Origin of the sequence: Limnoglobus roseus (assembly GCF_008254045.1) — a bacterium.
GTDB classification, from domain to species: domain Bacteria; phylum Planctomycetota; class Planctomycetia; order Gemmatales; family Gemmataceae; genus Limnoglobus; species Limnoglobus roseus.
Genome location: NZ_CP042425.1, coordinates 3,684,612 through 3,709,181 on the forward strand (window position 1 = coordinate 3,684,612; position 24,570 = coordinate 3,709,181).

The following is a 24,570-nucleotide window of genomic DNA, read 5'->3' on the forward strand; positions in this document are numbered from 1 at the left end:
CCCGCGCAGGCTACAGGTTAAACCGCCGTCTAATACGCCTTCTTCCCGCGGCCGATGGCGTAGTAGGTGTAGCCGAGGTTTTGCATCACCTTCGTGTCGTAGATGTTGCGGCCGTCGAAGATCAGCGGCGTCGTGAGCAGCTTCTTCATCATCTCGAAGTCGGGGTTCTGGAACGTCTTCCACTCGGTCACGATCACCAGCGCGTCGGCCCCCTCGACCGCGCCGTAGGGGCCGTCGCAGTAGGTGAGTTTGTCGCCGTAGATCGCCCGCACGTTGGCCGTCGCTTCGGGATCGTGGACGCGGAGCTTCGCACCGGCCGCCAACAACTCGTCGATCAGCACCAGGGCCGGGGCCTCGCGGATGTCGTCCGTCTGCGGCTTGAACGCCAGGCCCCAGATCGCGAACGTCTTCCCCTTCACGTCATTCTGGAAGTGGAAGCGGATCTTTTGCCCGAGCACCTGTTTCTGGTCGTCGTTGACGAGGTCCACCGACTCCATGAGCTTCAGCGGCAGGTTCGTGTGCCGGCCCATCGCGATGATCGCCTGCACGTCCTTCGGGAAGCACGACCCGCCGTACCCGGGGCCGGGGAAGAGGAACTGGAAGCCGATCCGCTGGTCGTGGCCCATGCCCTTCCGCACGTCGTTGATGTCCGCCCCGACGCGGTCGCACAGGTTGGCCATCTCGTTGATGAAGCTGATCTTCGTCGCGAGCATCGCGTTGGCCGCGTACTTCGTCATCTCGGACGACTCTGGCGACATGACGATGAACGGCCGCTCCGTTCGCAGGAACGGGTTGTACAACTCGCGAAGGACTTCCGCGACTTCCGGCCGTCGCACGCCGACGACGACGCGGTCGGGCTTCATGAAGTCGTTGATCGCAGCCCCTTCCTTCAGGAACTCCGGGTTGCTGGCCGTGTCCACGTGGCCGGCCCCCTTTGCGTTCAGTCGCTCGGCGACGCCGCGGTTGGTGCCGACGGGAACGGTACTCTTGACGATGACGATCCGCGACCCCGGCGGGCCGGGGGGCACGTCGCGCAGGGCGTCGCCGATGGCGTTGCTGACGGCCCACACGGCCGTGAGGTCGGCGTCGCCCTCGTCGGACTGCGGCGTGCCGACGGCGATGAACACGATCCGGGCGGCCCGCACCGCCTTCGCGAGGTCGGTCGTGAACGTCAGCCGGCCGTCGCGGTGGTTCTTCTTCACCAACTCTTCGAGGCCGGGTTCATAGATGGGGATGCCGCCGGCGTTGAGCGTCGCGACCTTCTGCGCGTTGTTGTCCACGCAGACCACGTCGTTGCCGCTCTCGGCGAGACACGTGCCGGTGACGAGGCCGACGTAACCGGTGCCGATGACTGCGATTTTCAAAGTTTCTCTCCGCGATGTCCATTCCGAATTGTTGTACGCGATACCGAATTCAGATAGACGGGTGGCACGGTCAAGGGGTGAAAAAACCTCTTGGTGTTCTCACCCTTCATCCGAAGTTAGCCCGTCTTCCGCCCGGACTTCGCGCTTTCGACCCCCCGCCAGTAGTCGAGCGTGTCTCGCAGGGTTTGTTCCAGTTCGTACCGCGGCTGCCACTTCGTGGCAGCGATCAGCTTCCGCGGATCGACCCGCGAGACGGCGGCGTCGGCCTTGCGGTTCGGGTCGAGCTTCTGGCGAACCTCGACGCGAGTTTTCGTCAGGCCGATCAGCGCGTCGAGCACACTCTGCATCGTCCGCGTGTGGCCGCGGCCGGCGTTGTACACCTCGCCGGCGACGCCCTTCTCCAACAGCAGGCGGAAGGCGCGGACCACGTCGCGGGCGTCGGTCAGGTCGCGCTCGGCCGAGAGGTCGCCGGTCTCGATGAACGCCTGTCGGCCGCTTTCGATGGCCGCGAGTTGCCGGGCGAAGTTCGCGACGGCGTAGTCCGGCGATTGCCGCGGGCCGATCTGGTTGAACAGTCGCACGCGGACGATGTCGAGGCCGGGGCTGCGGGTGGCCTGATAGCTCAACAGGTCAGCGGCGGCCTTGCTCGCGGCGTAGGGGCTGCCGGGCTTCAGGACCGATCGCTCGTCGCACAGAACGTCCGGCCCTTCCGCGTCGCCGTAGATCAGGCCGGTGGAAACGAACAAAATGCGTGGCCGCACCCCGCTATGGGCGATGGCCGTGTAGAGCGATTGCGTGCCGCCAAGGTTGTCGGCCCAGCAGCGGGCCGGTTCGTGGAACGATCGGCCGGTGTTGGCGTACCCGGCGAGGTGGACAATCCACTCGGGTTGGAGGTCGTCGAGGAGGGTTTCCAGCCGCGCCGTGTCGGACAGTTCCGCCGCGTGCAGCTTCGCCGTGCCAGCCAGGTGCGACCACTCGGGCGACCACGCCGCCTGCCGGCTGACGCCGGCCAGCGTGTGGCCGCCTTCGGTCCGCAGGTGTTCGACGAGGTGGCCGCCCAGAAAGCCGGTCACCCCGGTGATCAGGATGCGCATGCGAAGCTCCGTTCGGCGGTCAGATGCCCTGCGCCTTCATGTCCGGCGTCGCGGAGTTCTTCAGGCGGGCCAGGTCGGCCTTCACCATGCGCTCGATGAGCTGCTCGAACGTCACTTCCGGCTTCCAGCCGAGTTTCGCCTTCGCGTGGGCCGGGTCGCCGATGAGCAGGTCGACTTCCGCCGGCCGCACGAGCGCGGGGTCTTGCTTGACGTACTTCTTCCAGTCGAGGTCCACGACCTTGAAGGCCGTGTCTACGAGCTTCTCGACGGTGTGCGTCTCGCCGGTGGCGATGACGAAGTCGTCCGGCTTGTCCTGTTGCAGCATCAGCCACATCGCCCGGACGTAGTCGCCGGCGAAGCCCCAGTCGCGCTTCGCGTCGAGGTTGCCGAGCTTGAGTTCCTTCGCCAGCCCGAGTTTAATGCGGGCCACGCCGTCGGTGACCTTGCGGGTGACGAATTCCTTGCCCCGCCGCTCGCTCTCGTGGTTGAAGAGGATGCCGCTACAGCAGTACATGTTGTAGCTTTCGCGGTAGTTGATCGTGATCCAGTGGCCGTACAGCTTCGCGACGCCGTAGGGGCTGCGGGGGTAGAACGGCGTGTCTTCCGTCTGTGGCACGGCCTGCACCTTGCCGTACATTTCGCTCGACGACGCCTGGTAGAAGCGGATGCCGTCCTTGTTCAGGAGCTTGATCGCTTCCAGCACCCGGGTCACGCCGATGGCGGTGAACTCGCCGGTCAGCACCGGCTGCTTCCAACTCGTCGGCACGAAACTCTGGGCGGCGAGGTTGTAGACCTCGTCCGGCTTCGAAACCTTCATCACGTCGATGATCGAGAGTTGGTCGAGCAGGTCGGCCTGGTGGAGTTGAATGTTGCCCGCGATGTGGTTGATCCGCTCGAACGATTCGGTGCTGGAGCGGCGGACGATACCGTGAACTTCGTAGCCCTTTTCGAGGAGCAACTCCGCGAGGTAGCTTCCGTCCTGCCCCGTGATGCCGGTGATCAAAGCCCGCTTCATTGGCGTAACCTACGTCCTACGTGGAATGAGGCCGACGTGTGCCTGTCGGCACGGCTGTTATATCGGTCGCCGCCCGGGAATCATTCGTAAATTGTGCCGACGGCTGAGATGACGGTAGTCCGGGTAAGGTGGCGAAGATCACGCCTCAAGCGTGCGGCGTCACGATGATTTTCCCGGACAGTGTGCCCGCCTTTTTGAGCGTGTTCTCTTCCTGAAGGCGGTGGGCGGCGACCGCCTGCGAGAGGGGGAACGTCATGCCGACGGACGCCCGGAGTTTCCCGGCCGCGAGCCACTCGTTGATCTGATCGGCACAACGGCGTTGCTCGTCGGCGGTGAAGTTGAACATCGCGAAGCCGATCATCGTCAGGCACTTCACGTAGAACGGCCCGTTCGGGAACACCGGCCGGGCCGCGCGCCCGGCCATTACGACGAGCCGGCCGCGAGGGGCCATCAGGTCGATCGTTTTGTCGAAGTCGGACGGCGGCTGCGTTTCGAACAGCACCTCGACGCCGCGGCCGCCGGTCGCCTGCTTGACCACCGCCGGGATGTCGTCGGTCTTGTAATTGATGACCACGTCGGCCCCGAAACTCCGGGCTAACTCGGCCTTCTCGGCCGACCCGACGGTCGTGATGACCTTCGCACCGACCGCCTTCGCCATCTGTACGACCATCGAGCCGACGCCGCCGGTCCCGCCGTTGACGAAGACCGTCTCGCCGGCCGTCAGGTTCGTGCGGTTGAACAGGCCGAGGTGGGCCGTGATGCCGACGAGGGCGACGGCCGCCGCGTCCACGTCCGGCACGTCGGGCGGCGTGGGGTAGACCCACTGTTCGTCCACGCAGCAGTATTCCGCCAGCGTTCCCTGCCGGCCCGCCATGCCCTGGTTCGACCCCCAGACGCGGTCGCCGGCCTTGAACCGGGTGACGCTGCCGCCGACCTGATCGACGACGCCCGCGAAGTCGCCGCCGGGGATGAACGGCTTCGGCAGGTTGGCCGCGACGAGGCCACTGCGGATATACGTGTCGATGGGATTGACCGCCGAGGCCGCGATTCGCACACGGACTTCCGTCGTTTTCGGTTCCGGCGTCGGGAGTTCGCCGTACTGGATCAGTTCCGGCGGGCCGGGGGCTTCGATGTACGCGGCCTTCATCGCGCGTCCTCGCGGGTTAGCGGTTCACTTCCGGGCATTTTAGGAACCTGCGACCACCGTAGGCGGGCCAGGATGAGGTACAACCCGACGCCGCCCCACGCCGTCACGCCGTAGGCTTGCAGCCGCGGGTCGAATTGCTCAGTCAGGGCCGAGAGGAACAGTCCGGTGACCGGGATTGCAGCGAACCGCACCCACCGTCGCGCCCGGGCTTCGTGCAGCACCACGGCCCACGCGGGGAGCAGCCAGCAGTAGAAGTACGTCCACGACAGCGGCGACGAGAGCACGACCAGGACGCAGACCATCGCCCATTCCTGGGCCTCGGCTTCCGGCGTAGTGGCGAACCGACACCTCGTCGCGACGAGTAGGACGACGCCCAGGAGGCAAACGGCAGCGTACCCGACCAACTGAGCGGTGCGGGGCGGCACGTCGGCGACGTTGACCCGCAGGAACGGCCCCTCCGGGTCGCTCGCCTCGATGTCCCGCAGGAGGCGGTGCGAAAGCGAGACGAGCGACTGGTTCCGCCGCGTGAAACCGGTGATCGACCGCGCCGCCATCGTGTTCCCGGACTGGTCGCCGACCATCATCTGAAACCACTGCCGTACTTCGTCCGCGTTTCGTTCCATTCCCCGCGCTAGCCCCGGCAGAACCGCGACGGCCACCCCGACGGTCAGTATGGCCGAGAGAATCGCGAGCCATTGTCGCCGCACGGCCCAGTAAACGAGGACCGGCAGCGGGAACACCTTGACTGCGATGGCGAGGCCGAGGCACAACCCCGCCCGCCACGGCCGTCGCCGTTGGAGCAATACCGCCGAGAGGAGCGTCAGGAAGAGAAGAACGAGGTTCACCTGCCCCAGCAGGAACAGGTCGTACACGTAAGCGCCGACCATGGCGTAGACGAAGAAATAGTACCAGTCGGGGTGGCCTGGCCACCGGCCGGTGGCCAGGCGGATCGCAAGGTACGTACAGCCGAACCACGACAGAGCAGTGGCGGTAGCCAGCACGACGACGAAGCCCACCGCCCCCAGCCCGCTCAGGGGTGAAAAGACCAGCACGGCGGCTGTCGGCGGGTACATGTAGAGGATTTCACCGCTCTCATCGGGGCCGTAGAGCGGCTGGTCGGCCCGGACGGCGAGGCCGATCCGATACCAGATCGCGTAGTCCTTATTCAGCAGTGGCTTGCGGACCGCGTTGACAATCGGCGTGACGGAAAAAGTGACCGAGACGAGGGCCAGCACGACGAAAGGCCAGACAGGGAGGGCACGCCGCACGTCGGGGGCTGACATGGCGATTCCGTTCGGGAGGCGTTTCGAACAATTTCGGCACGGCGGAGTGTTGTACCAGATACGGAATCCGACTACGATCTGACATACCTGCCGTTTCTTCGCCTCCCCCGATCTCTTTCTTGAGGTTGTCATGTCAACCGGTCCCACCCGTCGAACCTTCCTCGGCACGACCGCCGCGGCCCTCGCTTCAACGTCCCTCAGCCGGGCGGCGGCGAGCGACAAACTCGTCGTCGGCATCATGGGCTGCGGCGGCCGCGGGAACGACTTGGCCCCGAAGTACGCGAGCCAGCCGAACGTGACCGTCGCCTACGTCTGCGACCCCGACGCGAAGCGGGCGGGCGCGTTGGCCGACAAGTTGGAGAAGGCCGGCAAGCCGAAGCCGACGGTCGTGTCCGACCTGCGGAAGATGCTCGACGACAAGGCCGTGGACGTGATGGTGTGCGCCGCCCCGAACCACTGGCACGCGCCCTCCGGCATCCTCGCGTGTTCGGCCGGCAAGCACTGCTACATCGAGAAGCCGTGCAGCCACACGCCGCAGGAAGGCGAATGGCTCGTCGCCGCGGCCCGTAAGAACAAGCGGGTCGTGCAGATGGGCAACCAGCGCCGTAGTTGGCCGAAGGTGCAGGAGGCGATCCAGAAGTTGCACGACGGCGAGATCGGCCGCGTCTACTTCGCCCAGGCGTGGTACACGAACAACCGCGACACCATCGGCGTGGGCCAGGCGAAGGAACCGCCGGCCGGCCTCGACTACGAACTGTGGCAAGGCCCCAGCCCGCGGACGGCGTTCAAGTCGAACATGCTGCACTACAACTGGCACTGGTTCTGGCAGTGGGGCAACGGCGAACTCGGCAACAACGGCATCCACATGCTCGACTTGCTCCGCTGGGGTCTCGGCGCGGACAAGCCGATCAAGGTCACGTCGGCCGGCGGTCGCTACCGCTTCAAGGACGATCAGCAAACGCCCGACACGCACGTCGTGAGTTACGACTTCCCGGACGGCAAGACGGCGACGTGGGAAGGCTTCAGTTGCAACCAGATTCCGCGTGCGAAGGCCATCGACTGTCTCTTCCAGGGCGAGAAGGGTTCGCTCACTATCGACGGGTCGGGGTACACGATTTACGACAACAAGGGGAAGGAAGTCACGAAGGCGACCGGCGAAGGCGGGGACATCGTTCACATCGCGAACTTCCTGGCCGCCGTCCGTGGCGATGCGAAGGCCAACAGCGAGATCGCCGAAGGGGCCGCGAGTACGCTGCTCTGCCACCTCGGCAACATCTCCTATCGCGTCGCCCGCACGCTGCACTGCGACCCGAAGACGGGCCAAATCCTGAATGACCCGGACGCCGCCAAGTTCTGGACGAAGGATTACGCGGCCGGCTGGGAGCCGAAGGTGTAGGCGAAGTCTTACCCTCTCCCCCGGCTTTGAGGGGAGAGGGCAGGGTGAGGGGGTGAGCCTTCATCCCGCCGGATTGAGTTTCTTCCATCGGGACGTTCTTCCCCCTCACCCCAACCCTCGCCCCCGCAAAGCCGGGGGCGAGGGAGAAAATCGTCCTCTGGGTCTTTCCCATGCCATCTCCGCGTTGCACGCTCCTGCCGTTGCCGGACCATCAAGTCGCGTTCCTGGTTGATGGCCGTGAACGCCTGCGGTGGCACTACGGCCCACAGTACCCGCGGCCGTTCTTTTACCCGCTGACCGGCCCGGCGTCCGGCGTGTCGCTGACGCGGATGGGCCATCCCGGCGCGCCGGACCACGACCACCATCGGTCGATCTGGTTCGCACACAATAAAGTCCTCGGCATCGACTTCTGGGCCGACCGCAAGCCGCCGACGATTCGACAACTCGACTGGCTCTGCTACCAGGACGGCGACGCTGAGGCGGTGATGGCGGTAAAGCTCGGCTGGTTCGACGGGCATGACCCGAAGCCGTTGTTGCAGCAAGACCTGTTCGCCGCGCTCATCCCCGGCCCGCAAGACGAGACGATGTTGGAACTGCAATCGACTTTCCGCCCGACGGCCACGAGCCTGGAGTTTGGCAAGACAAATTTCGGCTTCCTGGCTGTGCGGGTGGCGAAGGCGATCTCGGCGGCCTTCGGTAACGGGCGGTTGACCAACGGCGAGGGCAAGGTGGGGGAGGCGGCGATTTTCGAGAAGGCGGCGAAGTGGGTCGATTACTCCGGCGAACAACCGGGCGGCCACAAGGAAGGGATCACCTACTTCGACCACCCGTCGAACCCCGGCCACCCGACTTCGTGGCACGTCCGCGACGACGGCTGGATGGGGGCGTCCGCGTGCTTCAACGCCCCGCGAACGATCACGGCCGATGAACCGTTGAAGTTGCGGTATCTGTTGCACGTCCACCGCGGGTTGATCGCCGCGAAGTCGGCAGACGAAATCTTCACGCTGTTCGCCGCCCGCAAGCCGTTGGAGTTGGTGAAAGCCCCGGCGAAATCCACAGCCTGGGGCGTCAAGCGCGGGTGAGGCAAGGTACGCCGACCCGTCACAATTTCTCAAAACTTCCACGCGGGTTTGTACTGAATCGCTGAAGTTGAAGAAGTTGCAAGCCCCTCGAAATTGCAACAACCGGCACGACCTCGGCAGACCCCGCCAGAAACAAGCGTTTCCCGCGATTTCTCGCTTTACATCCCCGATCGAATCGAATTGGCACGAGCCGTGCAATTGTACCTTTCATCACCCGAACCCCCAACGCACGGAGGCAACCATGTGCAACATCAATAACAACGTCCAAGCCGCCACGACCGCCCAAACGACCAAGCCGCAACGGTCGGTCGAAGAAATGCTCCGCGACATCGCGTTCGTCCTGCGGATGACCCGCCAAGTGAAGGCCGAGATGCGACGTGAACGGGCCGAGGCGGAAGTCGAAGTGCTCTGCCGCACGACGAAGCGGGAGGAACTGGTCGCCGTGTCCATGTAAGGAGATCGCGTGTGAAGGACGGCCCGCACTCCCACCCCCGGAGTACGGGCCGCTTTCGTTTGGTTGGCTGGCCTATGGCAACCCGGCCCACTTTCGCAGAATCCACTCCAGCGTGATGAACGCCAGAAAGACGCCGAGAATCCACCACGACTGCCGTAACGGCCGCTCGATGAAATACTCGCGGGTCGCCGACTGAGCGGCCAAAGCGTCCACGAGTTCCTTCGCGTTCTCGATGGTGTACACCTTCCCGCCGCCGGCCTGGGCCAACTCTTCCAACAGCGACAGGTTTGCGGCCAGGTCCACCAACTCCTCGTTGTCCGGCGGCGCGACCTCGAACGTGCAGCGCAGTTTCGTCGCGCGGCCGTCCGGTCCCGGTGGGCCTTGTAGTTGGTCGGTCCACTCGGGGATTTCCAGTTCCACCGCGTACTTGCCCGGCGTCAGATCGTGGGCTTTCCCGCTCAAGTCTCGCGGCCGGCCGTCGGGGTTCGTCAGCGGAATCAGGCCGACGGACGTTTCCTTGCCGTCCACACTGTCCGGCAGGCGGATGACGCGAGCGCCCTTCAACGAGTTCGGCCCCAATTTCTTGACCGCGTCCGACGTGCGGACCACGAACTCGACTTCCTGCCCGCCGCTGTAGATCGGTTCGCGGGTGCCGAAGCGGATCGTGCCGGTGGCGTTGGTAACGGGCAAGAGCCGGTCGGACGCAGCCCACTGGGCAACCTGCCCCCAGAAGCGGTGGTGGTAGAAGTCGCCGACCTTGAACCGCCACCGCCACGTCGAGTCGATGCCGACGTACAGCACGCGGCCGAAGCCGTAACTCTGGCGGGCGATCACCGCCCGGTCCCGCACGCCGCCGCCCGGCACGACGGCCAAGGCTTCCGCACCGTCCTTGAGTTCGCCGACGGTCGCCCAGTAGTGCAGCGGAAGGCGGTCCCACGCGGCCCGGTTTTGCCCGGCCGTGTCGCCCATCGAGAGGAACCAACTCCGCTCGCCTTCGCCGGTGATGTTCAGCGGGAAGCCGTCGTCGCTGATGAACGCCTTCGGGTTGCGGAGCGGCAGGAGCTTGCGGAAAGGGTCGTTCTCGGCGTTCGCGTACTCCAACGGCATCGCCCGCTTGCCGGCGAGCATGACGAGCGTGCCGCCGGACTCGGCGACGTACTTCTCGATCGCCTCCCGCTGGGCGGGGTTCATCTGCGATTGCTCCACGTCGCCGAGGACGATGCAGTCGTAGCTGGTCAACACTTCCAGGTCGTCGGGCAGCTTGTTCGCGGGCGTGCCCATCTTGCGGAGTTCCTCGTCGTTCAACTTTCCGATCCGCGGCTGGCGGAAGACGGTACTGCGGATGTCCATGTTCGGGTCGCGGCCGAGGCAGGTGTGCAGGTAGTGGAACTCCCACCGCGATTCGCCGTCGATGAGCATGACCTTCGCCCGGTCCTTCACCACGTTCACGCGGGCCGACCGCCGGTTGTTCTCCGGGAAGCGGTCCTTCTCCCCGCCCTCGGCCGTCACGGTCATCAGTTGCGGCCCCGGCTCGTCCATCTTCGCCTTGAACGTCAACGGGTAGACGGCGTCGCGGCCGTCGTGGTCCACGCTCTCTTCCAGCGGCGGCTTCTTCGACCCGTCGGGGTTCGTGGGGAAGTCGAGCGACACCTTGACCTTGCCGGCCGGCCAACCGGTGATGCGGACGCCGACCTCGACGGGGACGATGCTCCCCTTGAAGACGGTGGCCGCCTGCGCCTGAGCCGACACGACTGCGATGTCGGCGGGCGGGTCTTTCGGGGCGATGGCGACGGAGAAGACAGGCACCTTGCGCTCGCCGAGTTCGCGGGCGCGGAGGGCCGGCGACTCGCCCCAGTTGTGCCGGCCGTCGGTCAGCAGGACCACGCCGAGCAACTTCGGCCCGCTCGCGTCGACCCCGTCGCCGACCGACTTGGACGCGCGAATGAGGGGGAGCTTCAAGTCGGTGTAGAGCGTCGTCTGCCCGTCCTTCTTGCCGGCTGCCGACGACAGGGCTTCCGCCAGGCGGTCCGCCCCGACGGGCAGGGCGATCACGTCCTTGCCGAAGCCGATGAGTTCGATGCCGTGCTTCTCGCGCACGGCGTCGATCAGGCCGAGGCCGTCTTTCGTGAGGATGCGCGAACAGAGGTCCAGGCGGTTCACTTCGTCGATCTTCTTGACGACCGCCTCGAACCGTCGGCTCTCGCCCTCGCCGCCGAGGAGCGCGAACCGCGGCAGCCCGCCCGTCTCGCAGTCCTTCGCCCAGGCTTCGAGTTGGGCGTCGCTCGCCAGATCGGGCACGAGTTTCAGCACCTTCGCGATCCGCAACTTCTCCGCGAGCGGTCGAGTCGGGTCGGTGACTTTCATGCTGTCCGAGCGGTCCACCGCGATCAGCACCTTCCCCGGCACTTCCTCTTTCACCGACCGTGCGAGGACTGGTTCCAGGGAGAGGGTCAGGAAGATCAGCGCGAAGGAGATCAGCCGCAGAGTCAGCAGGGCTACGGCGAAGCGGGGGCGAATCAGCCGCGTCTCGTAGCGGTAGAGCATCACCAATAATCCCGAGAACAGCCCGAGCAGGAGCAATGTGAGGAAGACCCGCAACGGCACGGACAGCCCCGGGAACGGCAGCCCGAGGCGGAGGAAGGCGTCCGTGAACGGCAGGCTGATGGAGGTCATGGTGGCGATTCGACCGGGGGCAGTGACAGTGAAAAGTATACCGCACGGCCCTTCTTCTTCCTCGAAAGAAATATCCGCCTACGGAACGGAGATCGGATTTTGCCGGCGGCCTGGCTCGGGGGAGATCGGCAAAGACGCTGAACGCGCGCAAGGCGATGAACTGAAAGCGTTTTCCTCCATCTGCTCGTGGAGGGAGACGCGAGTGAGGTGTCGGGAAAAGCCCTGTGACTGGGGGAAACGAGCGTTCCGTACTGAAAATTGGCCCGCAACGGTCCGACCTTGGCACGATTGACCGAGGACCAACCTTGTCGAGACGCCCCGTCCGGGGGTAAAGTTCTAGCACCGACCCTCCCCAGGTAGCTCATGCCCCGCGTTTGTCCGAGTTGTGATCGTTCGTTGGCCGACGAGTCTGACGCGCGGTTCTGCATGTTTTGCGGCGCGCGACTGGAAGACACGCGCATCCACGGCCTCGCCGACGTGGGCGACTCGGTCGTGCAGTCACCGACGCTCATCCTGGAACCGATCGACGACTCCGACGCAACGGCCGACTACCGCACGGCGTCCGCCGTGGTCGCCCCCGCGCCGGATGCCGCCCCGCCCGAGCGGATCGGTAGCTACCGGCTTTTACGCAAACTCGGCACCGGGGGGATGGGGCAGGTTTTCGAGGCGGAATCCGACGACGGCGGCGAGCGGGTCGCGCTCAAACTGCTCTCGCCGAAACTGGTGACGAACCCGACCTCGGTGGAACGGTTCAAGCAGGAAGGCCGCCTCGCCAGTCAGATCAGCCACCCGCGGTGCGTGTTCGTCTACGGCGTCGATGCCGAGGAGGGGCGGCCGTTCATCGTCATGGAGTTGATGCCCGGCAGCACGCTCAAGGACCTCGTGGACAAACGCGGCCCGTTGAACTGGGACCGGGCCGTTCACCGGATGCTCGACGTGCTCGACGGGCTGATCGAGGCCCACCGCCTGGGGATGTTGCACCGCGACGTGAAGCCGTCCAACTGCTTCCTGACCGATGACGACCGCGTGAAGGTCGGCGACTTCGGCCTGTCGAAGTCGCTCGACAACCAGAGCCAACAGAAGCAGTTGACCAGTTCCGGGGCGTTCCTCGGCACGGTCCTGTTCGCGTCGCCGGAGCAAATCCGCGGCGAGGAACTCGGCTACGACTCGGACGTCTACTCGGTGGCCGCCACGCTCTACTACCTGATCGTCGGCCGCGCGCCGCACCACCACATCAGCATGACGGCCGCCCTCGCGAAAGTCATCTCCGAGCCGCCGCCGTCGATCCGTTCGCAACGGCCGGACGTGCCGCGGGCCGTCGAGCGGGTCGTCTTCCGGGGATTGGAACGGGACCGGAACCGGCGGTTCGGCAGCCTCGAAGAGTTCCGCGACGCCCTGCACGACATTTTGCCCGAGAAGCAACTGCCGTCGCGGGTGCGGACGCTCGTGTCAGCGTACTTGCTGGACGTGGTCTTCTGCCTGATCGTCCTGGTGACGCCCGTGACGTGGGCGTACGAGGCCCTGACGCCCAACCCGGTTCACGGCGACTGGTTGTTCCTGCTCGTGCTGTTCTGCTACTTCACCGTCGCGGAAGGGGCGTTCGGGGCCACCATCGGCAAGCTGCTGTTTCGCCTACGGACGACGAGACTCGGCCGCGTCGGGCCGCCGGGGCTGAAGGCCGGCGTGATCCGCACCGGCGTCTTCCACATCCTCGTCGTCGGGCTGTTCGTCGTCACCTCGTGGACGTTCACGATCCCGGTGGTCGGCGCGTTCGTCGCGGGCATGGTCTTCCTCGCCGGGAGCGCGGGCTTGCTCTTCCAGCGGCGGTACTCGCCCACGCGGCAGGGCGTCCACGACTACGCGGGCGGCTGCCGGGTCGTGCAGCGGTGGCGGCGACAGCACCGGCCGTGGTTGACGAGTCAGTTCCGCAACCCGCTCGACCAGCCGAAGTCGCACCCGAACATGCCCGCCAGCGTCGGCGGCTTCCTGGTACTCGGCATCCTCGATCAGTTCCCCGACGGGTCCGCCGTCTGGGTGGCCGAGGACGAGGCCCTGCGGCGGCGCATCCTCCTCTGGCTGCGGCCGGCGAAGCTCCTGCCCGACGGCCTGCCGCCGTCCCCGGTCCGGCCGGGCCGGTTGCGGGTCATCAGCACCGGCGAACTCGTCTGGAACGACGGGGCCTACGGGTGGGTCGCGTTCGTGGCCCCGACCGGCGCGCCGCTCGTCGATGTGGTGACGAAGGAACACCCGCTGTCGTGGGCCGACGCGCGGATGGTGCTCGAACAGGTGGTGACGGAACTGCGGGACAGCGACGCCGATTCCACGACCCCGGCCCGGCTCGGCGTCGATCAGCTCTGGGTCGAGCCGAACGGCCGCATTCACCTGTTGGAATTTCCGGTCCCGTCCGCCCGAACGAAGACCCCACTCGCCGCCAACGCGATCGAACTCGTACGGCACGTCGCCGCGGTCACACTCGAAGGCGGAATTCACCCGAAGGCGAAGCGGATCGCCTCGCCGCTGTCGCCCCAGGCCATTCGGATCACCGACCAGTTGTTCGACGCCGAACAACCGCCGACGCTGGCCGCGGTCCGGCAGCAACTGAAGGAGAGCCACGCCCACCCGCCGGAGGTCAGCGGCGGGATGCGGGCGGCCCACGTCGGCCTGATCCTCGCCATCTCCGGCTGGGCGCTCGTCTTCCTGGTGCTCGGCTCGATCGGCTTCAGCGTTCAGGTGGCCCTGGAAGCGGTTCAGCGGTCGCACGACACCGTCGAGACGATGATCGGTCTGAGCTCTCCCACGCAGGTCGAACAGTGGCGGGCGAGCAGTCCGTACTTGAAGGAGGTTCTCGCCGCCGAGAACCTGCCCGGGATTTTGGAAAATCTGCGGACGCAACACGACCGCGACGATCAACTCGGACTGGCGCAGCGGGCGTTGTTGAGTCGGCCCGAGCGGTTCGTGGCCGATTCGATCACGCGGGTTTCCCGCCCGTTGTCGAACGGGGCGGACGACCCGGCGTTCGCGCTCAGTGCCGAGACGCAAATTTTGCTCGCGAGCCTCCCGCGGGACCAACTCGAACAGTTGAACCGCGAGACCCGGCGGTGGGCCGCGTGGCGGATGATCCTGTTTATTCTCGGGGTCGCGTTCGCGTTCGCCGCCTTTGCGTTCGCGTTCCGCGGCGGCGTGTCGTACCTGCTCGCCGGGATCGCACTCGTCGGCCGGGACGGCCGGGCCGCCCCCCGGTGGGCGTGTGCCCTGCGCGAGTTCCTGATCTGGCTCCCGCTCTTCGTCGTGCTAGTCCTGAACATCGGCATTCAGGCCAACCACCCCGATTGGCTGGTCGTTCGACTGGCCCTGGTCGTGCTGACCGTCGTAGTATTGTTGGCCTACCTGCTGGTGGGGTTACGCTACTCAAGCCGCGGGCCGCACGACGAGTTGATGGGCACTTACATGGTCCCGGCCTGAGCGAGCGGGTTCATGCGAAACTCGGCCCGGTATCGCGGTGTGAGCAGCAGCACCACCGTCATGATCGCGATGAGGAGCGACGGCATCTCCGCGAGGATCGTGAAGTCGAACCACCCGGCCTGACCTTCCCGCAGGTTGAGGCGCTCGTACAGCAGCCAACCGACCCAGCCGATCACCACTGCCGACGCGGCCATCGCCACCACGCGGGCCGCCCCCCGGCGGGCGTTCACGCCGCCGCTGTTGAGCGCGAGCACGCCGGCCAAAAGGACGCGGAGCACGACCGACGCGATCACCGTCGCGTCGTCCGCGGCCGCGGAGTACTCGCGCTTCCAGTAGTTGCCGAACTGGTACACCGCGACGACGCACAAGAACGCCCCGGAGATCCACTGGAGGTTCGCCACGGCATCGACCATCGGGCTGCGCTCGTCGATCGGGTCGAGCGGCCGGTACGGCATCACCGGGGCGAGGATCGGCGGTGCGTTCGGGTCGAGTGGCAACGGGGTCGGGCGATTGGTCGGAGGCGGGGTGGTCGTCAGTTCTGCGAACGGGCCGCCGCTGGACAGCGCCCGGTTGAGGGTTCCGCACTGCGGGCAGGCGACCATTTGCCCGAGGGCCGTGGTCGGCACGACGAGCCGCAGGTGGCAGACCCCGCACGGGCGGGCTTCGGTGTCCCCCTCCACGACCACTTCCGTCGGGTCGAGCGGCCGGGCCGTCACGGTCAACTTCATCGTGATTCCTTTCGGAGCGCGGCCCTCTATCAGGCGCGTGGCTTCGTCGCACAAATCAACACCGTTGCGAGGCGGTCCCGCAAATCGTCTCGATCCGCGACCTTCGCGAGTGTGTCATGGTATCGCGACAGCGACGGCGGCGGTTCGACGCCGCAACACCCCTGCGACGATTCCACCCACCGATTCAGCCGATCCGCGTCGGTCGGCCCTTTGTGCCCGTCCGACCGGGTGCCGCGGGGCAGCACGGCCCTCTCCGTCGCCGCCAAACCGAGTTCGAACCGCTGACGGCGGAGCAATGTGCCGATTTCTGTCACTGACGCGACACCGGCCAAGTTTACCGCCGGATCGTCGGCCCCGACCCAGCCTTCGGGCGGCGAGTCTTTCCAGGCGAGATCGCAGAACGCCAACCGGCCGCCGGGTTTCAGCACCCGGTACGCTTCCGCGAAAGCCCGGCCCAGGTTGGCGTAATGGAAGGCGTTGTTCGAGAGGACGCGATCGACGCTCGCTGATTCGAACGGCAACGCTTCCAGGTCTGCCACGCGAAACTCGGCCGACAAATCCGGCCGGCGGACGCGGTGCTGCCGCAGGTTGATCTCCGCCCGTTCGACCATCCCGGGCGACAGGTCGCAGCCGATCACGCGACAGCCGGCCGAGGCGGCGAGCAGCGCGTCGAGACCGCCGCCGCACCCAACGTCGAGGACAACCTCGCCCGGACGCAGGTCGGCGAACCGCAACGGATGGCCGCACATCAGCCCGAGATTGGCCGCGACTGGCACGGAAGCGAGTTCCGCGACAGAATATCCGCAGGCCAGCGCGAACTCGCGAACGGCGACGTCGGCCCCGGTGAGGGTACTCGCCGCAATTCGGTCGAAAGCCGTTCGAATCGCCGTCCTGGTCTCGGTCGCCACGTCTGTTGGCATTTTCCTCTCGCACCCGTCCGCGTTCAGGGCTAGAATTCATTCTAATCCTGTGGGTTCTCCTGCCAGCGTCGCTCCCGCGACCGAACCCGGATTTTTCCGCCGAGGCTCTTCATGCCCTCCTTCCGTCGTGCGACGTTCGCGATTGCTTGTCTCCTGTGTTCCGTCGCCAATCTCGCTGCCCTACCGCCGGGCGAGGGCGAGCGCAAAGACCTGATCGGCCAGCCGACGGGGCTGGAAATTCAACCGAACGCCTTCACGCTGACCGGCACGCGGGACGTGCGGCAGATCGTGGTGACGGGCCAGTACGCGAACGGCCAGAAGCGAGACCTCACTGCGGTGGTGGACGTGAAGTCCGAACCGGCAGGGATTGTGGACGTGGGCGAGGGACTCTTCCTCCGCGGCACGAAGGACGGCACCGCCAAGCTGACGATCACCGCGGGCGGCAAGACGGCAACCGCCACGGTCACGGTCGCCAAGTTTGCCGAGACGATCCCGGTGAGCTTCCGCCGCGACGTGGTCGGGGCGATGAACGTCGGCGGGTGCAACATGGGGGCGTGTCACGGCACGCCGAGCGGCAAGAACGGCTTCAAACTCAGCCTCCGCGGCTTCGACCCGGCGGCCGATTACCTGCAACTCAGCCGCGATCAATTCGGCCGTCGATCCGACAAGCACGACCCGATGGCGAGCCTGTTCTTGCTCAAGGCGATGGGCCGTGTGCCTCACGAGGGTGGCTCCCGGTTCGGCCCGACGAGCGTGCCTGCCGAGGTGATCGCCGGCTGGCTCGGCGAGGGGATGCAAGACGATGCGGCCACGCTGCCGGCCGTTCAATCGGTGCAAGTGCTGCCGGGCTCGCGGGTGCAACTGGCCCCCGCTCGCTGGCAGCAACTCGCCGTCGTCGCCACCTTCGCAGACAAAACGACGCGCGACGTGACCCGGCTGACGAACTTCAGCAGCAGCGATCCCGGCGTGGCGGACGTGACGCCGAACGGCCTCGTCGAGTTCAAGCGGCCGGGAGAAGTCGCGATCCTCTGCCGGTACCTCGAAGAAATGGTCTCGGTGCGGCTGACCTACCTGGAGCCGCGCGAGGGCTTCCAGTGGCCGAAGATTCCCGAGGCGAACTTCGTCGACACGCACGTCTTTGCGAAGCTGAAGCAAATGACGATCCTGCCGTCGGACCTGTGTACCGACTCCGAGTTCGTCCGCCGGGCGTACCTCGACGCTGCCGGCCGTCTGCCGACCATCGCCGAATCGAAGGCATTCCTGGCCGAGAAGGCCGCCGACAAGCGGGCGAAGCTGATCGACTACCTGCTGGTTCAGCCGGAATTCTCGGACTTCTGGACGTTGAAGTGGGCCGACGTGCTGCGGTCGAACCGCAAGACGATCCACCTAAAGGGGTCGCACGCCTTCCACAAGTGGCTGCGGGGCAAGATCGTCGAGAACACCCCGGTGGACGAGATGGTGCGGGAACTCCTCACCGCCAACGGCAACACGTTCAACAACCCGCCGGCCAACTACTACCGCATCGCGAAGGACCCGCTCAGCCTCGCCGAGAGCACGGCCCAACTGTTCATGGGCGTGCGGATGCAGTGCGCGAAGTGCCACAACCACCCGTTCGAGCGGTGGACGCAGGACGACTATTACGGCTTCGCCGCGTGGTTCGCCCGGGTGAAGCAGAAGCCCGAACCGGGCAAGGGCGTGGCGAAGGGCAAGCCGACCGACGCGGCCGAGGTCGTCTTCACCGCGCGGGACGGCGAGGTCACGCAACCCCGCACCGGCAAGGTGATGAAGCCGCGGTACGTCAGCGTCGGCGAGGCCGACGTGAAGGCGGGCCAGGACCGCCGCGAAGTGCTGGCCGAGTGGCTCACGTCGCCGGGCAACCCGTTCTTCGCCAAGAGCGTCGCCAACCGCGTCTGGTTCCACCTGGTCGGGAAGGGGATCGTGGACCCGGTGGACGATTTCCGTGATTCGAATCCGTCGTGCAACGACGAATTGCTGGACGCACTGGCGAAGGACTTCGCCGCCCACAAGTTCGACCTGCGGCACCTCGTTCGCACGATCATGAACTCGCGGTCGTACCAACTGTCGGCCGTGCCGAACGAGACGAACAAGGACGACGCCAAATACTTCTCGCACGCTGTGACGAAGCTGCTGACGGCCGAGCAACTGCTCGACGCCCTGTGTGATGTGACGGCCGTACCGGAGAAGTTCGCCGGTCTGCCGGCGGGCACGCGGGCGACGCAACTCGTGGACGGCGAAGTGAACCACCCGTTCCTGAAGGCGTTCGGCCAACCGGCCCGCGAACTGGCCTGCGAGTGCGAGCGCGAGAGCGACGGCAACCTCGGCCAAGCTCTCCAACTCATCAACGGCCCGACGGTCAATGAGAAGATCCGCAACACCGGCAACCGCCTCGGCACGCTGCTCACCGCGAAGAAGTCGGATGCGGAGATACTCGACGACCTCTACTACGCGGCCCTGTCCCGCCCGGCGTTCGACGACGAGAAGAAGGTGGCCCTCGCCCACGTTACGAAGGGGGCCGACAAGCGGAAGGCGTGGGAAGACGTGCTGTGGGCGGTGCTGAACACGCGGGAGTTCTTGTTCCGCCATTGATCGATAATGCAAAAGGCGAGCGGGGGGCGTCAGCCCCCTGATTCTTGGTCCCGTGCGGAACAGAATCAGGGGGCTGACGCCCCCCGCTCGCCAAGTGGCGAATTACTTCGCCACGATCCCGAACCCGTAGGCTGTCCAGGCGGCGGCACTGGCGATCATCAGAAGGCCGGCCACGCCCATCGACCACTTCGCGGTCGGCTTCGTCAGCGAGTCGCCGCCGAACACCCGCAAGCATTCCTCGGCCACCCAGTTGACCGCGTACAGCGGCCACATCACGGCCGGCAGGCTATCGCTTGGTGCCTCCGTGGAGCGATTCAGCGGTTGCGGCGGCGGGGCCGGGGGCAGTTCGACCGGCGCGGTGGGTTGACTGAGTTCCCCGATGTCCAACTTGCCGAACTGCGGCAGCACCGCGGGCGGGACTTCTACCGGAATCGTCACTGCCTTCGGCGGATTGAACAGGACCGACGGCGTCATCGGCACCATCGGAAGCCGCGGGCCGCCGAGCGTCGGCAGGTCGTCCTCGGTCACATCGGCGGGGTTGACCCGGTCGTCGTCGTGGGCCGGAGCGTAGTTCGTTAGCAAGTTCGCAGGAAGCCGGGCGATCGGCGGCGGCAGGTACGGTTCCTCCGCGGGCGGGGCCGTCGAGAGCATTACGACCGGTTCGGGTTCCGGCACGGGTGGCGCTTCCGCCGCGATGGTCATGTGCGGCGGCCGCACGGGGGCCGGCGTCGGGCGGTCCACCCGCCACCCGTCGGCGACCGGCTCTTCCAACGGCATCGGCGGGGGGACGTCCACCGGCAGCCAACGCGGCTTGCTATCGTCGCCGACCGTGGGGGCCGTCAGCATCCGTTGCAGCAGCGCGTCCAACTCTTCGAGTTGCTGCCGGGTCAGGTCGTTGGTCGAGGGGGTGGTCGTCATCGCGTTTCCATCCACGAAGGCCGGATCATCCGATGGGGAAGTTTACGCCAAAGGTCGGGCGGGTGAAAGATCAATTCGCGTGCCGCGGCAGGCACTTGAATCCGAGTTGTCGACAGTAACGAAATAACCCCGACAAATTTCCATTTGTCGGGGTCGGGCGTGTTGTTAGGGTGATGCCGGTTACAGCTTCGGCGGCAGGTTGCTGGCCGCGGTGTCGTCGAACCGGGGAGCCTGGTTCGTGATCCGTTGCGGCGGCTTCACCGCTTCCGGCTCGATCGCGGGGCGGCTGGGCGAGTCGGAGGAAACTTCTTCCTCGATGCCCTTCATGCCCTTCTTGAATTCGACGATCGACTTGCCGACGGAACGGCCGATTTCGGGCAGTTTGCGGCCGAACAGCAGCACGCCGAGCAGGAGCAACAGCAAGAGTTCTTGTGGCCCGATGGAACCGAGGAAACCGTAAATCATGTCAGCCTCCACAATCAGGTGGGAAAGCGAGTTGCGGAAAGTGGTGGAGGTTGAAGGTAACCCCGCCAAAACGGGTGCGAGCGGGCTGGGTGGTTCGAGCCGGCCGCACGGTAGGAGCTTGCAAGCTAGAGAAAGTATATCCGGTTCGGCCCTGGTTGGGCAAGGCTACGGGGGTGGAATTTCAGCCGGAAGTGAACGATGTTCGGCCGAACAGTGAGCCGTCATAACTCGTTGGTCGAAGCCGGACCCTGCATTCCGATCCAAAAGAAAGCTGTGGCCAGCCAAGTGAAGGCTAGCCAGATGGCACAGAAACCGCGCGCGACTTGCGTATTGGCGTGATGGAACTCTTCCTCCGTGATCTCGCGGATCGTTCGGCCATGATTGGCAAGTACGAATGTGCCGTCCTTGTGCTCGACATACCCTTCGACGGGAGAAACGAACTGCAAAGCGGTCGCAGGCAGCAAGACCGCGCCGGGAGGTCCGATGAACCAAAAAGCCAGTGGGATGGTGGTCAGAACTTTTATGTCAATATCCCACCGGGACAGATTTGGCTCCCGTCGGGCGATGTCTGACTTTCGGCGACCGATCACCAGAATCGAGGCCCCGAAGACGAGTATCGTGCCAAGGTGCAAGGGCCAAACCTGTCGTACCGAAATTCGCGTTTCGGGAAGAAACGTGTAGAGAAACACCACCCCGTCCAGGAGTAAAAGAGCGGCCGTGACTACACGGAAGGTACTTCGCATTCGATTCTTGCGTTATGGCCCGAACGGATTGATCACGACCTGCCGTTATTCCTTCGTCGCCACCTTCCCCGGTGACAGCTTCTCGGCCCTCTTCGCGAAGTCGTCCTTCATCTCGGCGAACACCCGCGACTCGGCCTTCGCCCAAACGCGCTGGGCGACCTTCAGGTAGCGGTCGGCCTCGTCGGTCCGGCCGAGGCGGTCGCACAGTGCCCAAAGGCCGAGTGCCCCGCGGACGCTGCCGCTGTCGTGGGCGAGGGCTTCCTGGAACGCTTCCTCGGCCTCGCTCACGATGCCGGCTTCCAGGGCCGCGGTGCCCCAGACTTCCATGAAGTACGCCCCGCCGCCCCAGGCGTGGTGGGCGTAGTCGTCCTTCGTCTTGTCGAGGGTCCGTCGCAACAACTTCACGCCGGCCTCGCCGTTGCCCGTCTGGCACTCGTAGCGGCCCTGGACTTCCCACAGTCGAAGTTCCTTCTGCCGGTCGGTGCGACCACCACGGGCCGGGGCGGCCTGCCGCATCACGTCGAGTTCCGCCTTCGCCCGCTCGGCCATGCCTCGTTCCAGGAACATCACGGCCGAGAAGTACGCGGCCGTCGCCTTGTCCCCCTTCCGCATGTCGGAGATCAACTTCTCGGCGTCGGACCAGTTCTTCTCGGTGACGGCCAGCCGGAACCACTCGGGCCGCAGTTGGTACTTGTATCCCTCGGCCTCCTTGCGAATCTGCGCCGCCTCGGCCAATCGGCCGTCGTGGACCAGCGCCCGCGTCAGGATTTCCATGTGGTGGCGGAACTGGTGGTCGTCGTCCGGCTTCACGTTCAGCAACTTGTGGTAAGCCTTCTCCAATTCGACCGCGTGCCACGACCAATCGGTCGTCTTCTGCCACTTGCCGACACGCATCCCGAGGTGGGCCTGCATGTGGAAGGCGTGCGGCAACCCCGGCGACGATTCGATGTACGCTTCCGCGTAGGGCCAGCCGAGCGCCGGTCGGCGGATGTTCTCGAACGTGTGGACGAGTTCGTGGTTCGCTCCGGGATGCAATGGGTTCAGCCGTAAGAGTGCCTTGTAAATCGGAATCGGCCCGTACTGCCCTTCGGCGATCTGCGCCCGGGCGTACCAGCCCTCCTCGTCGTCCTCGTAGATGCTCAGCAACTCGTCGAGCGTTTGCGTCGCCTTCTTCTTGCGGTCTTCGGGCTTCACGTCCGGCCAGTTGCCGCGCTCTTGCAGGCGGGCCGTGATGAGCAGCGTCTCGCGGTGGCTCGCCTTCGGCATCAGGTTCTTGGCTTGATCGAGAGCGTAGTCGTGTGGGGCCTTCTTGTACTGGTCGGGTAACCGCGGCTGAAGCCCGCCGCCGAGGACCGCCAAGAGGCGATCGGGCTTCGGGGTGGAGGTTTTGCCCCATTTTTCCAGTGCCCGGTGCAGCCCGAGCCAGGCCATCGCGCAGTCGGGGTCGTGCGACAGGGCCGTCTCGAAGCTGCGGGCCGCTTCCATCCAGACGTAGGAGTAGTAGTAGCCGAACCCCTCGTCGCAGAACTTCTGGCACTCGGCCGACGGCGTGCTGACGCGGTAGTGGTACTTGCACAGGTCCGGTGCGTGGACCGACGGCGTGAGGCCGCTGAGGGGCAGGGGGCGGGGCGAGGGTTTCACGGGTGCGGCGGAAGCGAATGCCACGGCCAGCACGGTCCAGGTGGTCAGCATTTTCGAATGCCTTCGAACGGAGGCGGGTGTGATGCGAGAAAGTTTACTGCACGAGTCGGGATTGAGGAAGGGTCAATTCGCGAACTCTCACACTTTCTGCGGGAGTTGCGGGCGGGGGCCTCGCTCCATGCCGGTCGCGGCCTGTCCGGGCACCGATCGACCCGCTGGCTATTCCTTCCCGGCAAGGGTCTCGAAGGCCTCCCGCTGGGCGGCGACCCACTTCCGGTACCCGTCCGGGTCGACCCACGCCTTGACCCCGTCCGTCGTCGTCCGGCCGCGCTTGGCGTCCAAGCCGCAGGCGTCGTTGTGGGCCGTCAACCAGACATCCGGCTTCAGCGATCCGAGGGCGCGGAAGGTGCGGCGGAAGTCGTCGCCGATCCCCTTGTAGGACGGGTTCTGGGTGACGCGATAACCGGGGTTCACGCTGGTCCCGTCGGGAAAGACAATCGTGTAGGTCTTTCCGTCGTGGACCACGTTCGTGAAGTAGGTGGTCGAGCCCTTGGTGTGCCCCGGCGTCAGGATCGCCCGGATCGACACGTCCCCCACCTTGATCTCGTCCCCGTCCCGGAAGACCGTGCCCACCTCGGTCGGATCGAATTGAAAGTCTTGGGACCCGCCGTACTGGAAATCGAGCTTCCCTCCAGACTCAAACAGTTCCTTCTCCTCGCGGATCACGGCGACCTTGGCCCCCGTGACTTTCTTGAGGTGGGCGTGCCCGCCGACGTGATCGACGTGGGCGTGCCCCGCCAGAATCAGCTTGACGTCTTCTGGCTTGAAGCCGAGGGTCCGGATCGATTTCTCAATCATCGGCCCCGACCCCGGCATCCCGGTGTTCAGGACGACGTGGCCCTCGGACCCCGTGATCAGGTAGGACCCGAGCCCTTTCGTTCCGACGAAGTAGACCGGCCCGACGATCCGGAACGGCTCCGCCGCCTCGTCCCACTTCAAGAGTTTCCGGGCGGCTTGGAGGAAAAAGTCGGAGCCCTTCCCCGCGTCCTCTTTCTTGGCCTGAGACATGGCCTGGGTTGTGAGCAGCAACAGACCGCCGACCGCACACCCGACGGCGAGGGGCGAAAGTTTTAGCGTCATGTGCGACCCTCATCGATCGGGAACTGATGTCAGGCGATTCGTGTGACGGTGTGATGGGCTGATGATTCACGGTACGGGTGACGAGTTCAAGAGAAAGGGGAGGTGGTCGCCGCCCGTCACGAATTCAACGGGACGGGCGGCACAGTGGTTCGGCGAGAAGTCACACGTGCGAGATCCGATTGCTTCGTGCGGGTTGTCGGGTAATGAGGTCATGTCAACCGCGGGTCTGTTAACCCGAGACGCCGAGAGTTTTTCGCCGTTCGCCTCGGGGGCGAGGCGACTCTGATGAATGATGAAATCACCCTGGCCGAAGTTCGAGCGATCAGGTATGATCCCCACAACCTACCCCCGCTCTTATCACACTCCGTTAGCCGAATTCACCCGATAATCCTCCCAGCAGTGCGGCCGGGACGGAGACGTTTGGAAGTGGAGTCGTAA

The 24,570-nt window shown here is 65.5% G+C and carries 18 protein-coding genes; 5 read left to right on the forward strand and 13 right to left on the reverse strand.

All coding sequences use genetic code 11. The features are described 5' to 3' along the window. Nucleotides 1-29 precede the first annotated feature (29 nt). From PX52LOC_RS15470 to PX52LOC_RS15490, 5 genes are all read right to left on the reverse strand, one after another. The gene (locus PX52LOC_RS15470) at nt 30-1,364 is read right to left on the reverse strand and encodes a UDP-glucose dehydrogenase family protein (RefSeq protein WP_149110963.1); all 1,335 of its coding nucleotides are present in this window, start codon (nt 1,362-1,364) and stop codon (nt 30-32) included. A gap of 116 nt (nt 1,365-1,480) precedes the next feature. Next, the gene (locus PX52LOC_RS15475; RefSeq protein WP_149110964.1) at nt 1,481-2,458 is read right to left on the reverse strand and encodes a GDP-mannose 4,6-dehydratase; all 978 of its coding nucleotides are present in this window, start codon (nt 2,456-2,458) and stop codon (nt 1,481-1,483) included. Nucleotides 2,459-2,477: 19 nt separating this feature from the next. After that, the gene (gene gmd / locus PX52LOC_RS15480) at nt 2,478-3,473 is read right to left on the reverse strand and encodes a GDP-mannose 4,6-dehydratase (protein ID WP_149110965.1); all 996 of its coding nucleotides are present in this window, start codon (nt 3,471-3,473) and stop codon (nt 2,478-2,480) included. A 145-nt stretch (nt 3,474-3,618) separates the two neighbouring features. Further along, the gene (locus PX52LOC_RS15485) at nt 3,619-4,620 is read right to left on the reverse strand and encodes a quinone oxidoreductase family protein (RefSeq protein WP_149110966.1); all 1,002 of its coding nucleotides are present in this window, start codon (nt 4,618-4,620) and stop codon (nt 3,619-3,621) included. Further along, on the reverse strand, nt 4,617-5,903 hold the full coding sequence (locus tag PX52LOC_RS15490) for a glycosyltransferase family 87 protein (protein ID WP_168219014.1): 1,287 nt from the start codon (nt 5,901-5,903) through the stop codon (nt 4,617-4,619). Before PX52LOC_RS15490 ends, PX52LOC_RS15485 begins: the two co-directional genes overlap by 4 nt. Before the next feature lie 130 nt (nt 5,904-6,033). Here PX52LOC_RS15490 and PX52LOC_RS15495 point away from each other — a divergent pair, with 130 nt between their 5' ends. The 3 genes from PX52LOC_RS15495 (at nt 6,034) to PX52LOC_RS15505 (ending at nt 8,835) form a co-directional block, all read left to right on the forward strand. After that, nucleotides 6,034-7,299 (forward strand): Gfo/Idh/MocA family protein, encoded by a 1,266-nt coding sequence (locus PX52LOC_RS15495; protein ID WP_149110968.1) that lies wholly within the window; start codon nt 6,034-6,036, stop codon nt 7,297-7,299. Between the two features lie 170 nt (nt 7,300-7,469). Next, nucleotides 7,470-8,381 carry a DUF6807 domain-containing protein gene (locus PX52LOC_RS15500; protein WP_149110969.1) on the forward strand — a complete coding sequence of 304 codons (912 nt, stop codon included), beginning with the start codon at nt 7,470-7,472 and terminating at the stop codon, nt 8,379-8,381. Between the two features lie 241 nt (nt 8,382-8,622). Further along, nucleotides 8,623-8,835: a hypothetical protein gene (locus PX52LOC_RS15505; RefSeq protein WP_149110970.1), complete on the forward strand. Its 213-nt coding sequence runs from the start codon at nt 8,623-8,625 to the stop codon at nt 8,833-8,835. Between the two features lie 72 nt (nt 8,836-8,907). Here PX52LOC_RS15505 and PX52LOC_RS15510 read toward each other — a convergent pair whose 3' ends face one another. Next, complete coding sequence (locus tag PX52LOC_RS15510) at nt 8,908-11,508, reverse strand: hypothetical protein (RefSeq protein ID WP_149110971.1); 2,601 nt, start codon at nt 11,506-11,508, stop codon at nt 8,908-8,910. Nucleotides 11,509-11,871: 363 nt separating this feature from the next. Between PX52LOC_RS15510 and PX52LOC_RS15515 the strand changes: the two genes are divergently transcribed. Next, on the forward strand, nt 11,872-14,970 hold the full coding sequence (locus PX52LOC_RS15515) for a protein kinase domain-containing protein (protein ID WP_149110972.1): 3,099 nt from the start codon (nt 11,872-11,874) through the stop codon (nt 14,968-14,970). Here PX52LOC_RS15515 and PX52LOC_RS15520 read toward each other — a convergent pair. Together PX52LOC_RS15520 and PX52LOC_RS15525 are read right to left on the reverse strand one after the other, a co-directional pair. After that, nucleotides 14,952-15,698: a hypothetical protein gene (locus tag PX52LOC_RS15520; RefSeq protein WP_149110973.1), complete on the reverse strand. Its 747-nt coding sequence runs from the start codon at nt 15,696-15,698 to the stop codon at nt 14,952-14,954. The two genes, PX52LOC_RS15515 and PX52LOC_RS15520, sit on opposite strands and share 19 nt — an antisense overlap. Before the next feature lie 29 nt (nt 15,699-15,727). Then, on the reverse strand, nt 15,728-16,618 hold the full coding sequence (locus PX52LOC_RS15525; RefSeq protein ID WP_149110974.1) for a methyltransferase domain-containing protein: 891 nt from the start codon (nt 16,616-16,618) through the stop codon (nt 15,728-15,730). Between the two features lie 111 nt (nt 16,619-16,729). On the opposite strand from PX52LOC_RS15525, the gene PX52LOC_RS15530 reads away from it, so the two are divergent. Further along, a complete protein-coding gene (locus PX52LOC_RS15530) occupies nt 16,730-19,225 on the forward strand; it encodes a DUF1553 domain-containing protein (protein WP_149110975.1) in 2,496 nt (831 codons plus the stop codon). A gap of 102 nt (nt 19,226-19,327) precedes the next feature. Here PX52LOC_RS15530 and PX52LOC_RS15535 read toward each other — a convergent pair whose 3' ends face one another. The 5 genes from PX52LOC_RS15535 to bla all read right to left on the reverse strand — a co-directional run bounded on the left by PX52LOC_RS15535 (nt 19,328) and on the right by bla (nt 24,132). Beyond that, on the reverse strand, nt 19,328-20,143 hold the full coding sequence (locus tag PX52LOC_RS15535) for a hypothetical protein (protein WP_149110976.1): 816 nt from the start codon (nt 20,141-20,143) through the stop codon (nt 19,328-19,330). Nucleotides 20,144-20,323: 180 nt separating this feature from the next. Further along, nucleotides 20,324-20,608, reverse strand: a complete 285-nt coding sequence (locus PX52LOC_RS15540) for a twin-arginine translocase TatA/TatE family subunit (protein WP_149110977.1) — start codon at nt 20,606-20,608, stop codon at nt 20,324-20,326. Nucleotides 20,609-20,829: 221 nt separating this feature from the next. Continuing rightward, nucleotides 20,830-21,351: a hypothetical protein gene (locus PX52LOC_RS15545; RefSeq protein WP_149110978.1), complete on the reverse strand. Its 522-nt coding sequence runs from the start codon at nt 21,349-21,351 to the stop codon at nt 20,830-20,832. A gap of 45 nt (nt 21,352-21,396) precedes the next feature. Beyond that, nucleotides 21,397-23,043 (reverse strand): tetratricopeptide repeat protein, encoded by a 1,647-nt coding sequence (locus PX52LOC_RS15550; protein WP_149110979.1) that lies wholly within the window; start codon nt 23,041-23,043, stop codon nt 21,397-21,399. 168 nt (nt 23,044-23,211) lie between these two features. Beyond that, nucleotides 23,212-24,132, reverse strand: coding sequence for a subclass B3 metallo-beta-lactamase (bla, locus tag PX52LOC_RS15555; RefSeq protein ID WP_149110980.1), 921 nt, complete (start codon nt 24,130-24,132; stop codon nt 23,212-23,214). Between the last annotated feature and the right edge of the window lie 438 nt (nt 24,133-24,570).